Genomic DNA, 13627 nt, shown 5'->3' with positions numbered 1-13627 from the left:
CGATCGGACCGGTCCCGCGCGATCCGCGTGACCGGTCCGCACGGCCCCGAAAGGACCACCCCGTGTTCAGCCGCTCCGACCCACTACGACGCCGGACCATATCGGTATTGGCGCTGTGTTTCGCCGCGGCTCTGGCCCTGGCGGGGTGTAAATCGGCGGTCGAGCAGGCCTCCGGATCCGGCACGGAGGTCACCGAAGGCGGTGTGCTCCGGATCGGTGACAGTGGCGACCTCACCCCCAGCAGCATCTATGCGGGTTCGCCGGCGCAGGCCACGGTCACCGGCCTGGTCTACGACACCCTGATCCGCTACCCCGCGGACGGGCTCGAACCGCAACCGGCACTGGCGGAATCGTGGCGGATCTCGCCGGACGGCCGGACCGTCGAACTCGCGCTGCGCGACGATGTCACCTTCCACGACGGCCGGCCTTTCACCTCCGAGGATGTCCGGTTCAGCCTCACCACCTACGCCGACCCGGCCCGCGCCGGCCAGCTCGCCCGGACGGCCGGCCTGATCACCGGCTACGACACCAGCGACCCGCACGCCGTCACCCTGGAACTCGACCGGCCCGCCGGTAATATCCTCGACCTCCTCGTCCTGGTGCCGATCATCGACCGGAATACGATGGCCGAGTTCGACGCGGGTACGGGGTACAACGGAACCGGCGCCTTCCGGTTCACCGGCTGGAAGCCCGGCGCGTCCATCACATTCGAGGCCGACAAGAACTATTGGGGCGGAAGGCCGCACCTGGACGGCGTCGAATACGTCATCGTCCCCGACGCCCAGACGCAGATCTCCCAACTGCGCTCCGGACAACTGGATCTGCTGCTCAGAATCGCGCCACGCGACGCCGATGCCCTCGCCGGCCGTCCCGGCGTGCGGATCGTGGAGCAGACCGGTGTGGCGACCAACTGGTACATCGGCGCGAATGTGCGGGCACCGGGGTTGAGCGATATCCGGTTACGCCGGGCGATCGCCTACGCGGTGGACCGTGACCGTATTCTGGCCGATATCTATCAGGGCCACGGGACCGCTGCCAGCCTGCCGTGGCCCGAACAATCGCCGGCCTACGACGCCGCCCTGAACTCCACCTACGACCACGATATCGATCGGGCGAAGGCGCTGGTCGCCGAAGTCGGTGAGATTCCGGTGATTCCGATCAGTTACACCACAGGGTCGGTCGATACCGAGGCCGTGGCGCAGATCGTGCAGGCCGATCTCGAGGCCGCCGGACTCGAGACCAGACTCGAGCCTCTCGACCTCGCGTCCACTCTCGAACACCTCATCGGCGGTACTTTTCCCGGCTTGTGGCTCACCCTCCACACCTACAGCCAGTACACCCCGGTCACGTTGCCGACCAGTGCCTTTCCGTTCAACGCGCACAAGAACACCTCGAACTTCGTCGACGCGGACTATCGCCGAGCGGTCGAAACAGCCTGGCGGACCGTCGATCCCGCAGGACCCGAAGCCAAGGCCGCGTACCGGGTACTGAACAACGAACTGCTCGACAACGCCTTCGTGATCGAACTACTGCACAACGAGAACGAACTCGCCCTCTCGGGCCGGGTGCAGGGCGTGCGCTGGTCGAAGAAGTCGGAGCTCGATCTGAGCGACGCCTACCTGGGGAGCTGAGAAAAGATGCTGCGATACGGTCTGCGGCGGATACCCTCCGCACTACTCGTCCTGGCCGTCGGTTCGGTGGTCGTCTTCGCGCTGCTGCGGCTGGTGCCGGGTGATCCCGCGTTGATTCTGGCCGGTCCCGATACCTCACCGGAGGCACTGGCAACCCTGCGAGAGGAACTCGGTCTCACCGGATCCCAGTTCGGTCAGTACTTCGCCTGGATCGGCGATATCGTCACCCTGGATCTCGGACGGTCGCTGATCCTGGGCGGCGATATCGGCAGCCTCCTGCTCGACTCGCTGGGCAATACGCTGGTCCTCGCGGGAGCGGCACTCCTGCTGGCGGTGGTCATCGCGCTGATCGCGAGCATCGTATCGGTGACGCTCGACCGCCGCTGGCTCAACAGCGCGGTGACCGCATTCGGCACCATCGCCGTGGCGATCCCCAACTTCGTGACGGGCACAATTCTGGTGGTGCTGTTCGGCGTGGTCTGGATGGTGCTGCCTGCCGGGGGTATCCCACGCCGGGGGCTGCTCGACGATCTGGAGATCAGCGCGCAATATCTGATCCTGCCCGCGATCTGCCTGGCCCTGCCCATCGCGGCAGCGCTGACCCGGTTTCTCACCGAATCGCTGCGCAGCCAGCTCGCCGAACCGTATGTCACCACCGCGCGGGCGCTCGGAATACCTCGCCGGCGCATCGTGCTCACCCAGGCTCTGCCGAACGCACTTCCCGCGACGGTCACCGTGCTGGGTATCCAGATCGGCCATCTGCTCGGCGGCGCCGTCCTCGTGGAGGCGATTTTCGCCTGGCCGGGGCTCGGGCATCTCATCGAACGCGCGATCGCGAGCCGCGACTATCCGGTGGTTCAGGTGATGCTGCTGTTCTCGGTCGCGCTTTTCGTGGTCATCCAGCTCACCACCGACCTGATCAACGCATGGCTCGATCCACGAATCCGGCTGGGAGGCACGGTATGAACCCCGAAGTCGACACCGTGGCGAAGGCCGCGGCGGGCGGCGGCGACCGGGACGATCGCTGGGCCGCGCTGCGTACCGGCCGCGGCCTGACCGGAGTGATCCTGGTGGCGATCGTGGTCCTCGCCGGGCTACTCGCGCCCTGGCTGGCGCCGTACGCCCCGGACCGGCAGTTCGCGGGCGCAACCCTGGCCGACCCGAGCGCCGCGCATCCGTTCGGCACCGATTCGGTCGGTCGCGATATCCTGTCCCGGACCTTCTACGGGATCCGGATCGATCTGCTCGTGATCTTCCTCGCGGTCCCCATGGGCGCGATGATCGGCGCGCTGCTCGGCCTGGCCGCGTCCCGGTTCGACCGGTTCGATACCGCGATCCAGCGCCTGTTCGACCTGGTCCTGTCCTTTCCGGCGATTATTCTGGCGATCGCGCTGACCATGATCGCCGGACCGGGCGTCGTCACGATCGGCACAGTGATCGCACTCGCCGAGATACCGGTATTCGGCCGGCTTACCCGCACCTCGATTCTCACGGTCCGACAGCTGCCCTATGTCGAGGCGGCCCGCGCGCTGGGGGCGGGCGAGAACTGGATTCTGCGACGGCATGTCCTGCCCAACTGCCTCGAACCGCTGACCGTGCAACTCGCGCTGGCGATGTCGGTCGGTGTGTTCGTCGAAGGCGCCATGAGCTTCCTCGGCCTCGGTGTCGTCCCACCGGCCCCCTCGCTCGGTTCCCTCATCAAAGAAGGCGCGCAGAGTGCCTACCATTCACCGTTCTTCGTGGCCGGCCCGCTGGCCGTCGTCGTCGTCCTGGTTCTCGGTCTTCTGCTGATCTCACAAGCCCTGGCCGCACGGTCGCGGCGCCGATGACCTACCCCGAACAAGGAGCTCACCGTGCCCACTCCACTCCTGTCCGTCAGTGATCTGCGGATAGATTTCGGTCGCTCACGCACCGCTGTCGACGGGATCTCGTTCGAGGTCGATCCCGGCGAGTTCGTGGCCCTGGTCGGCGAATCCGGCTCCGGCAAATCCGTCACCGCACGCGCGGTCCTCGGCCTCCTCCCCGACGGCGCCACCGCCGCGGGATCGATACGCCTGGACGGGACCGAACTCCTCGGCGCTACCGATCAGGAGTTGAACCGGGTGCGTGGCAGAAGAGTCGCGCTGATCTTCCAGGAGCCGCAGAATGCCCTGAACCCGGTGCGCCGGGTGGGCTGGCAGCTGCGCGAGGCCATCCGCGCACATCGCAAGATCTCGAAGGCCGCGGCCCGGGCAGCGGCCGTCGACCTGCTCACCCAGGTCGAGATCCCCGATCCGCACCGGCGAGTGGACTACTTCCCGCATCAGCTGTCCGGCGGGCAGAAGCAGCGGGTCGCCATCGCGCTGGCGCTGGCGGGCGATCCCGACCTGCTCATCGCCGACGAGCCGACCACCGCGCTCGATGTCACGGTGCAGGCGGAAATCCTGGCCCTGCTCGACCGGATCCGCGGCCGCGCCGGTATGGGTGTCCTGCTCATCACCCACAATATGGGCGTGGTCGCCCAGTACTCCGACCGTGTGGTGGTGATGCGCGCCGGTGCGGTCGCCGAAACCGGTGCCACGCATTCGCTGTTCGATACCCCGACCCACCCGTACACCCGAGCCCTGCTGGCGGCGGTACCCCGGCTCCCCGATCATCCTTCGGCGATACCGCGATCCGAATCCGGCACCCCGGTCGTGCTCGAATTCGATTCGGCCGCTGTCACTTACCCGGCCCGGCACGGCCGGCCGGCCTTCCGTGCACTCGAATCGGTCAGCCTGACGGTAAGCCGTGGTGAAGTACTCGGCCTCGTCGGCGAATCCGGTTCCGGTAAGACCACGCTCGGCCGGGTCGCGATCGGACTGGAACGCCTCAGCAGTGGCCGGATACTCTTCGAAGGCCATGATCTGGCGGCGATCCCGGACCGGCGGCTTCGCGAACTACGCCGCGATATCGCGGTCGTCCAGCAGGATCCCGCGACCTCCCTCGACCCCCGGCTCACCATCGCCGCCAGTATCCGCGAACCACTCGACGTCCACCGGGCGGGCTCGGCGGCCCAGCGACGACAGCGGGTACTCGAACTGCTCGACGCGGTACGCCTGCCCACGAACTTCGCCGGCCGCTTCCCCCACCAGCTTTCGGGTGGCCAGCGGCAACGGGTCGCACTGGCCCGCGCGCTGGCACTACGGCCCCGGCTGCTCATCGCCGACGAGCCCACCAGCGCCCTCGACGTATCCGTCCAGGCGGATGTACTCGCCCTGTTCACCGAGATCCAGCGCGATCTGGGATTCGCCTGCCTGTTCATCAGCCATGACCTGGCCGTGGTCCACCAGGTCGCGGACCGGGTCGCGGTACTGCGGTCCGGCTCGGTGATCGAAACGGGCCCGGTCGATGCCGTGTTCACCGCCCCTCGCGAGCCACACACCCGGGCACTCGTCGCCGCGGTACCCGTCCCCGACCCCACCCACCGGCTCGACCGGGCGCGGCAGCGGCCGCCGGTCCCGGCCTGACGCCGACAGCGCATATCTCGAGGTATACGGAAACGTTCTTGCGTGACGCCGTATTCCGGCACGAATGGATACGCGGTGTTGTGGTGTATCGCCACCAATTCCATGGACACCGAAAAGAGCCGGGATAACCTATCCGAGCAAGAAGTTTCCGACCAGAAAGAAAGCATTATGCGCGCATTTTCCGGAATTCTCGCCTCCGCCGCGATCGCGGGCACGCTGGCCCTGGGCGCGGCTCCCGCACAAGCCGCACCGACAACGGTGCCCGACAATTCCGGCACCAGCCCGGGTGTCACCGATTCGGGAGTGTTGCCGAGCACCGGATCGGGAATGCTCGACAGTAGTACGGATATTCTCGAATCGGGCCTCGACACCGTGCTCGACCTCGTCACGGGCCTCACCGGGAGCGCGGGGTCCTGACTCCGTGAACCAGCGCCGGACAGTGTGATACGGCGTATTACCGGGCCGGGCCCTGCCGGCGTCACGGACACGACCCGGCGGGGCCCGGCCACCCGGGTTCCGCTGCACCTCATCGACACTGTCATTCCGAATATCCCTGCGGAATATCCGCGCGGAATCAAACTTATCGTCGCCGTCGCGGACGACCCGGGAGGAAACTCCTGAACGCACCGCGGGCGTATCATTTCTCTTATTACACCTCTCGGCAGGCATTATTTTTGTGAGTTTTCATTGCCGCCGGATCTTCGAGGAAGGCTCGCGAAATGTCGAAATCAGGCCGTATCGCCGCGGCGGCAGTCCTTCTGTGCGGGATATGGTTCGCGCTGGCACCGGCTCAGGCGCAGGAACCCACGACAGAGCCCGCACCGAGCACGCAAGCGCCCGATAGCTCGTCACCCCGAACCCCTTCCCGGACCAACACCGCACCGTCGGACACTCCGGTCCCGGAAGCCGGCGATTCCCGGGTCTCGGTGTTGACACTGGCCGCGGTCGCGCGCTCGGGTAAACCGGAGTTCCGCACGACGACCCTGCTCTGCGCACCGAAAGAAGCGGGAACGCATCCCGAACCGGCGGACGCATGCGCCGAACTGGAAGCGGCCGGCGGGGATTTCGCCGAACTCACCGCCGAACCGGCCGCCTGCCCGATGATCTACGAACCGGTCTCGCTCGTGGTGGTCGGCCTGTGGGACAGCCGGCCGGTGACCTACCAGCACGATTTCGCCAACTGGTGCGTTATGGCAAACGCCGCCGAGCACGTCTACAAATTCTGAGTACCCGGTACGCGACTTCCCGTGTCCGAGGACCCTACCGGCGGCGCGGTGGGGTCCTCGGTGCGCGGCGCCGCGTTGCCGGCTGCCGCCGGGACGATCCCAGACCGTGCCGCATCAGCGGAAGAATCGTGGCACGGACAAAGGTGCGCGCCGACTCCTCGTCGCCGAAATCGGCACCGGCGGTAGGCGTCAGCATCAGCGAATGGGCGAAGCGGGCCACCAGTTCGGCCACGGGCCTGGTGTCGTAGCTGTCGATCTCGCCGCGTTCCTGGGCGGCGTCCAGAATGCTGACGATGAACTTGATGCCCTGGGATACCAGCTCCTCACCGCGGACGGTGTAGAAGCTCAGTGCCTCCTCCGGCGCCACCTCGATCAGCTGGGTCACCAGTGGATGTGTTCTGGTGAGCCGCAGGATGTAGAGGACCGTCTCCTCGATCTGCGCGTCGACACCGCGTGTGGTGGTGGCGATCGCCGTGGCCTCCGCCAGGACTCGCTGGATCTCCCGGGCGAGAACAGCGTCGACCAAATTGTCCTTACCGGCGAAGCGGCGATAGATCGTGACCCGGTTGAGCCCGGAGCGACGCGCGATATCGTCGAGGCTGCTCCGCCGGATCCCCACCTGCAGGATCCGCTGTAGTGCCGCGTCCAGGATCGTTTCGTCGACCTCGTCGAATGCGCGCAACATGTATCAAAAATACCTACGCTGTTTCATTGCGTCAAAGATCGGCGGCGCAGCGAATTCCGGTGACACCGGTGCGCAGAGGTCGCGGGGCGGCCCGGGGCTCGGCCCGAAGCCGCGAACAGCTCGAACTTTCATGCATCAATGTATCCCTACTCGATACGTAAGGTCAACAGCGAACCCATTCTTGATGCATTGTTACATTCACGCTATCGTATGGCTGTCCGCCCGTCCTACCATCGTTCGCGCCCTGCTCGACACCTCCTCCCTGCGCTTACCGACCCGGCGCCGCTCTCGCGTCACACCGAGCCGATACGGCCCCGGATCCCCCGGTTCGTTTCCCACCACCGCGCGGACCACCTGCCGAATGGAGCCCGATATGACCGTCACCGCCGACGTTCACCGACCCAGCGATACCGAGAATCGGCCGGGCGGGCCGATCCGTACTGCCGGGCCCGCCGGTGCAGACCCCGGTAGCGAACAACCGGGCCGTCCGGTGCACATCTCCGACAACAGACCGGAGATCGTCCGGGCCTGCACACGGTTGCTCGCCGAGACCTCCACGGACCAGCATGCGGCGCCGGCCGGATCACCGGACCTGACCCGTCTTCACGAGCTGGCCGCGGACTGGATACGCCACGGCGGCACCGCCGAAGCGTTCCACCGGGCAGTGCGGTCGGCGGTCGACGAATCCCTCGCCCAGCTCGTCGCCACCGACTCGGTGCGGTCCACCGAGGAATTACTGCCCACGGTCCGCCGGTTCGTACGCGCCCACGAGGCGATCGCGCGTGCCGTCTCCAGCGGTCTCATGCGACCGCTGGCGGCCGGCGCGGACAGCCCGGTGCCCGCACTGCGGTCCCTCGCCGCCGCGACGGCCGAGGGTCGTATCGAGGCGCTCCTCCCAGGAGCCCGGATCTGCGAGAACTATTCGGTCCTCGCGCTGACCCTGCACCGCCACGACCCCGAGACGCGGGAAGGCGCCGCAGCCGATGAACCGGTGTCCGATGAAGGGACGCACCGCGCGCTGCACCGGATGCGTCTCGTTCTCGCCCGGGACCACGACCCCTCGGTGCTCGCCGCGCTGGGCGTGCACGGTGGCACCGTCCTCGTTCCCACCGATTCCGGAACCGACCCCGACGCTCTCGTCGCCGATCTCACCGCGGCGGCGGATATCCCGCTCATCGCGATCGTCGCGCCGGCCGAACGCACGCGGATCACCGAGGTGGCGGATACCGCCCACGAACTCCTCGATCTCGCGCAGCGCCTGCGATACCGGCCCGGCCTCTACCGGTTCCGCGACCTGGCGCTCGAATACCAGCTGACACGGCCGAGTCCCGCGCGCACCCGGCTGTCCGCCCGGGTGGCGCCCCTCTACGACCATCCGGAGCTGCTCGATACGCTGCTGCTCTATATCCGCAACCGCCTGCGAAGACAAGCGACCGCGCATATTCTCGAATTACACCGCAACACAGTCGATTACCGCTTGCGGCGGATTCAGGAACTCACCGGATTCGATCCGGTTCAGCAAACCGGTCTGTGGTATCTGCAGTCCGGCCTCATCGCCTACGGCTACGAGTCCGACAGCTCCGGACAGCCGGCGGCACGAGCAAAAACGTTCCGCCTGATGAACCGGGAAACTCCCGGGCTCCGGGACGTGGATACCGGCGGGCCGCTCGATTCCGGTCAGCCGATCGGAGCCGCCGTGGGAGGCAGGTGATCAGTGATGCCGGTCGACGACAAGCCGTACCCCACGGACACCACGCCTACCGACCCCGGCGCCGGTGAAACCACCTGCCCGGTACCTCGCACCCTGGCCGCCACGCTCCTGTCCGGGCGCAGCGCCGCTTCGGTCGCCCGGGAAATGGGAGTGGTGGTCGCCGACTCGTACCACGTACTGGCACTGGATATCCCAGTGCCGGACCGCCATACCCGCCGCGAACTCCTGTCCGGCGGACCTTCCCGGGCTGTGCCCGCTGAGCTCGTCGCCGCGATCTCCCCGCAGGCGCTCGCGCTCGGCACCGAGGACGGCGCCACCGTCCTCGTACCCGGCGAGGCACTCACCGACGGCGATATCGACGCGGTGGCCGGCCGGCTCACCCGGGAGCGGGAAATACCGGTGGTCGCCGTACACGCACGGGCGTCGAGGGATCAGCTGCCCGCGGTGGCCGAGCAGGCGTGGGAAATCGTGGACCTGATCCGCCGGCTGCGCCTTCCCGCCGCGGTCTACCGCTTCGATGATCTCGCCCTGGAATATCAGCTCACCCGGCCGGGACCCGGCCGGGACCAACTCGGGTCACTGCTGGATCCGCTCGACGAGCACCCCGAGCTGACCCGCACGCTGCAGATTCATATAGCCAACAACCTCAATCGCCAGCGAACCGCCCGGGCTCTGCATATCCACCCGAATACGGTGGACTACCGGCTCAAGCGGATCGGTGAGCTGACCGGGCTGGACACGAACGAAGCGCCGGGCCTGTGGTACCTGCGGTCCGCGCTGGTAGTGCGGGGCTATGCGGCCGACACCGAATAAGCTCCGGCGGCCGGCGCCGCCGGAGCCCGGCAGTAGCTATCCGGCGTCGCCCCCGTGCACCGGTTCCGGTTCGGGTTCAGGTATTTCGGAGGCGACATCATCGGGTAGTGCGTGCTCGGCCCGCCGGGCCCGGCGCTTATCGTTGAATCGGGCGAACTGGACGGCCAGCTCGAACAGCACCGTGAGCGAGAGGGCGAGGGCCAGCATCGAAAGCGGGTCCTGTGGGGTGACCACGGCCGCGAAAACGAAGAGCCCGAAGATGATTCCACGCCGCCAGGCCGCGAGCCTCGCGTAGTCGAGTACGCCGATCAGGTTCAGTCCGACGATGAGCAGCGGAGTTTCGAAGCTGACACCGAAGATCACCAGCAACTGGATCACGAAGCCGAAATACTCGGCGCCGCTCAGCGCCGTGATCTGCGCGTTGTCGCCGATCGCGAGCAAGAAGCCCAGGGCGTGCGACACCACCAGGTAGGCCAGCACCGCACCGCAGGCGAACAGGGCGCTGCCCACCACGGTGAAGCCCACCGAATACCGCCGCTCGGAATCGCGCAGGGCCGGTGTGACGAACGACCACAGCTGATACAGCCAGACGGGCGAGGCCAGGACGACGCCGGCGGTGAGACCCACTTTCAGGCGCAGGACGAACTGCTCGAACGGCGCGGTGGCCAACAACCGGCAGGTACCGTCCGGTGTGATCGCCGCGCGCACATTCGGCGGCAGCGAACAATACGGTCCGCGCAGCATATCGCCGAGGCTCGGCACGCCGAGGACCGAGTGGCTGTACCAATAGAAGCCGATCAGTGTTGTCACGGCGACCACGGCCAGCGATTTCAACAGTCGGCCGCGCAGTTCGCGCAGATGCTCGACCAGCGGCATCGTGCCGTCGGAGTTCGACCGTCGCCTGCCGCGAAGGAGCTCCACGAAAATTCCCATTACCTCGCCTCGGGTGGTGTTATCGCGCCAGGTGGTCACGGCACGGCCGCAGAAGTGTCAGTGCCGCCGGATCTTCCGGCGGCACCGCACCCCGGCATATCGCCGGAATTGTCAGGCTCGCGCCGAATCCCGCAGGACCAGTTTCGCCTCGGACACCTGCACGGACTGCTCGCCCGCGGGCAGGTGCCGCACCGTCGCACCGTCGGAGGCGGGCGTATCCGCGTCCGGCTTCGGATGCATCTCCTGTACTTCGGTCTTGAAGATTCGCATCGAGCGTCCCAGGCTGCGGGCGGCATCCGGTAGCCGCTTGGCACCGAAGAACAGCGCGAAGACCAGGACCACTATCAGCCAGTGTGCGGGGCTCATCGAACCCATGGCTGCCTCCAATCACTATCGAAGGGGTCCGGCCGGCCCGGCGAGGGGACCCGGGCCGGCCGGACCCGAACTGAAATGGAACGGATTACCGCTTGAAATCCAGCAGGTTGGGCAGACCGGCCGCGAACCGCTTGGCGTCGAGCTTCCGGGCCCCTTCGAACTCCTTCAGAGTCGGGTGCGGCAGAATTACTGCCTTCTCCGCATCCGAGCCGGCCGCGTCGAGGATGGCGTTCGCCGCGTGCCGTCCGCCCTCGCACGCACCTTCCATCGTCGCGAGGTCGACCTCGGTCTTCAGATAATCGCCGGCCAGGAACAGGTTCGGAACCTTGGTGGGCCCGGTGGGACGATTTTCCCAGGAGCTCTTGGTGTTGATCATCAAGTAGTCCTCGTTGGTACCCTTGCCCGCGGCCGGATCGTACCGGTATCCCGGATCGAGGAACCACGAGTGCAGCTGACGGTCCGTCAGATCGGGGACCAACGGCTCGCCCTGGGCCGCCTTCGTGACCTGATGCCAGACCTCCTTGGCGATTTCCTCCGGGCTGCACTCCATGGCGGGCTTGCGCACGACCTGGCCCGGCACCTCCCAGTCCGAGATGCACAGCGACAGGCAGTCTTTGGCATTGCCGTCGCCATAGGTGTCGGCAAAGTCGGTGGTCCAGAACTGGCCCTGCTGGATACCGGTGAGGCGCCAGGGCGAGTCGATCCAGCCGACGTGGCCCCGGAAGAACCGGTTATCCGTATTCAGGTAGAACTGGATACCGTTCATCCAGTCCACCTCGAGCTTCTTGATCCGCTCCAGATCCGGATCCAGCGCCATGATCTCCGGGCTCAGGTACTGCGGCACCTGCTCCGGGGCGAAGGCGAGCACGAACCAGTCGGCCTCGATATCGGTGTCACCGGATTCGGTGGTCGCCTTCGCCGCCCTGATCTTCCCGTCGGCGACTTCCAGCGATTTGATTTCCGTACCCATCTGGAACTTGACACCCTGGCTCTCCAGATAGGCCAGCCACGGGTTGAACCACCGCTCGTTCGTCGGCCCGTTCAGGACCTGGTCCGGGAACCGGCCGTCGGTGCGGTGCAGGATGGCGGCGAGGAATCCCTCGGCCTGGTTGCAGATCGTCCGGGCGCTGGCCTTCTCCTCTTTGGCCGCCACCAGGGCGCGGGTGACGGTGGAGATGAGCAGGTTGTAGGTGGGGTTCGAGCCGTCCATCAGGACGAAGTCCTTGAAGGAAGTGTGCTCCCACTGGCCGAGCCGGCGCTCGTCACTACTGGTGAAGAAGACGAGCAGTGACCGGAGCAGCACGACGAGATCGGGGATCGGCAGCTTCGGCAGCCAGATCATTCCGCCGAGCAGTGTCCGGATGATCTTCTCCGGGTTCGCCGCCAGCCCGATCGCGTCGAAATCCAGCGCGAACGGGATGGTTATGTCGGGGGATGCCTGCGCGCCGGTCGCGGTGAGCGCCTCGACGAGATTGTCCTGCACCCCACGTTCGTTTCCCTCGAAGGGAATTCGGCTCATCGTATCGGGGATGGCCTGGTAGTAGCCGGGGAAGAATCGGAAGCCGTGCTCGCCCGGCAGTGGTTTGCGGCCGCCGGCCACCGGCAGCGGTGTGTCGATACTGCGGGCTTTACCACCCCAGGCACGACGTTCGTACACGGTGACTTCGAACCCGCGCTCGACCAATTCGTGCGCCGTGGTCAGACCGGCGATACCGCCACCCAGCACAGCTACTTTTTTCTTGTCGGGTGCGGCGTGGGCATTGGTGAGGCCTACCAAACCGCTGTTTGTGGCTGTCACGGCGGCGACGGCGATCGAGCCGGCCGCAGCACCTTTCACGAAACTACGGCGGGAGACTTCGGATTCGGCCATTGGATCACGTCCTTTTTGGCATCAGGCTTCCGATCAGGTGGGCAACAACGTATCTAGATTCGATACATGTGGTCAACGGAAGTTTCGCTATTGATGTGATGTCACAGACAGTGACGTGGATTTCCGCAACCGCTTACCAAGCGGCTACCCAAATATTCACGGAGAGCGGGGAACAGAACAATTCCGGCCGCCACCCCAGCAGTGAGGGCCCGGGTCCGACGAGGTCGGATATGCGCGAATGCGACGATCCGGGAAGCGGACTATTCGAAGTGGCAGCGGATATCTCGCTCGGCGGCCCCGATCGGTGCCTGTTCCAATATTTCGAAACCGCCGAGCGAGAAAAGGCACCCGCCGCGCGTTACGGTGCCCGTCACATACGGTACCTGTAGAACAGGGCACCACAGCCACTTTCGGGACGCGATCGGAGAATTGCCTACCGAGTACCCGAACCGCTGTGACAGGTTCACAACAACGAAAGCGGCGGCGGTCCGGGATCACTCCCGAACCGCCGCCGCACCGCGAAAGCGGTTGTTACCGGCCCGAATTATCGCGTCCGAACCGACACCCGCGCGAATGCTACCCCGGCAGACACCACGGACCGGCCGAAACGGTCGACGCGACACAGGAGAGCACCGACGATCCGGCGCTGACCGCACCGGATCCGGTGGCACTCAGCGAAGACAGCGGATCGGCGATCGCCGCCGGCTCCGCGACGGGTGCCGCGGGCTCGAGGACTGTGCCCGGATCAGCCTGCGCCGGTATCGCACCGAATACCAGGCCACCGAAAATCATTCCGGCTGCACCCACTTTTGTCATAGCACGCATAAATCACTCAACCTTTCGCGCGGCTATCCGATAAGACGTGTCAGATCGTATCGTGGATATTTTCTTCGTC

13 protein-coding genes are annotated in these 13627 nt (G+C 66.2%); 8 read left to right on the top strand and 5 right to left on the bottom strand.

What is annotated here, in order from left to right:
- The first annotated feature begins 62 nt into the window (after nt 1-62).
- The 6 genes from ABZ827_RS05005 (at nt 63) to ABZ827_RS04980 (ending at nt 6345) form a co-directional block, all read left to right on the top strand.
- Nucleotides 63-1631, top strand: coding sequence for an ABC transporter substrate-binding protein (locus ABZ827_RS05005; RefSeq protein WP_357232925.1), 1569 nt, complete (start codon nt 63-65; stop codon nt 1629-1631).
- A gap of 6 nt (nt 1632-1637) precedes the next feature.
- Nucleotides 1638-2597 carry an ABC transporter permease gene (locus ABZ827_RS05000; protein WP_357232924.1) on the top strand — a complete coding sequence of 320 codons (960 nt, stop codon included), beginning with the start codon at nt 1638-1640 and terminating at the stop codon, nt 2595-2597.
- The gene (locus ABZ827_RS04995) at nt 2594-3460 is read left to right on the top strand and encodes an ABC transporter permease (protein WP_357232922.1); all 867 of its coding nucleotides are present in this window, start codon (nt 2594-2596) and stop codon (nt 3458-3460) included. Before ABZ827_RS05000 ends, ABZ827_RS04995 begins: the two co-directional genes overlap by 4 nt.
- A gap of 24 nt (nt 3461-3484) precedes the next feature.
- Nucleotides 3485-5119 (top strand): ABC transporter ATP-binding protein, encoded by a 1635-nt coding sequence (locus tag ABZ827_RS04990; RefSeq protein WP_357232920.1) that lies wholly within the window; start codon nt 3485-3487, stop codon nt 5117-5119.
- Nucleotides 5120-5287: 168 nt separating this feature from the next.
- A complete protein-coding gene (locus ABZ827_RS04985; protein ID WP_357232918.1) occupies nt 5288-5536 on the top strand; it encodes a hypothetical protein in 249 nt (82 codons plus the stop codon).
- 302 nt (nt 5537-5838) lie between these two features.
- Nucleotides 5839-6345 carry an SSI family serine proteinase inhibitor gene (locus tag ABZ827_RS04980; RefSeq protein ID WP_357232916.1) on the top strand — a complete coding sequence of 169 codons (507 nt, stop codon included), beginning with the start codon at nt 5839-5841 and terminating at the stop codon, nt 6343-6345.
- Between the two features lie 34 nt (nt 6346-6379).
- On the opposite strand, the gene ABZ827_RS04975 is transcribed toward ABZ827_RS04980, so the two are convergent.
- Nucleotides 6380-7030: a helix-turn-helix domain-containing protein gene (locus ABZ827_RS04975; RefSeq protein ID WP_357232914.1), complete on the bottom strand. Its 651-nt coding sequence runs from the start codon at nt 7028-7030 to the stop codon at nt 6380-6382.
- A 373-nt stretch (nt 7031-7403) separates the two neighbouring features.
- On the opposite strand from ABZ827_RS04975, the gene ABZ827_RS04970 reads away from it, so the two are divergent.
- The gene (locus ABZ827_RS04970; protein ID WP_357232912.1) at nt 7404-8741 is read left to right on the top strand and encodes a helix-turn-helix domain-containing protein; all 1338 of its coding nucleotides are present in this window, start codon (nt 7404-7406) and stop codon (nt 8739-8741) included.
- Nucleotides 8742-8747: 6 nt separating this feature from the next.
- Nucleotides 8748-9554 (top strand): helix-turn-helix domain-containing protein, encoded by an 807-nt coding sequence (locus ABZ827_RS04965; RefSeq protein WP_357232910.1) that lies wholly within the window; start codon nt 8748-8750, stop codon nt 9552-9554.
- A gap of 36 nt (nt 9555-9590) precedes the next feature.
- On the opposite strand, the gene tatC is transcribed toward ABZ827_RS04965, so the two are convergent.
- The 4 genes from tatC to ABZ827_RS04945 all read right to left on the bottom strand — a co-directional run bounded on the left by tatC (nt 9591) and on the right by ABZ827_RS04945 (nt 13557).
- The gene (gene tatC, locus ABZ827_RS04960) at nt 9591-10487 is read right to left on the bottom strand and encodes a twin-arginine translocase subunit TatC (protein WP_357232908.1); all 897 of its coding nucleotides are present in this window, start codon (nt 10485-10487) and stop codon (nt 9591-9593) included.
- Between the two features lie 111 nt (nt 10488-10598).
- Entirely contained in the window at nt 10599-10853 is a 255-nt protein-coding gene (tatA, locus tag ABZ827_RS04955) for a Sec-independent protein translocase subunit TatA (protein ID WP_357234492.1), read from the bottom strand.
- A 94-nt stretch (nt 10854-10947) separates the two neighbouring features.
- Nucleotides 10948-12732: an FAD-dependent oxidoreductase gene (locus tag ABZ827_RS04950; protein WP_357232906.1), complete on the bottom strand. Its 1785-nt coding sequence runs from the start codon at nt 12730-12732 to the stop codon at nt 10948-10950.
- Between the two features lie 576 nt (nt 12733-13308).
- Nucleotides 13309-13557, bottom strand: a complete 249-nt coding sequence (locus ABZ827_RS04945; RefSeq protein WP_357232904.1) for a hypothetical protein — start codon at nt 13555-13557, stop codon at nt 13309-13311.
- Nucleotides 13558-13627 lie beyond the last annotated feature (70 nt).

The organism is Nocardia sp. NPDC019395 (genome assembly GCF_040632335.1).
Classification (GTDB): Bacteria; Actinomycetota; Actinomycetes; order Mycobacteriales; family Mycobacteriaceae; genus Nocardia.
Note: the sequence above shows the minus strand (reverse complement) of the source record. Positions and strands in the feature narration are given on the sequence as shown.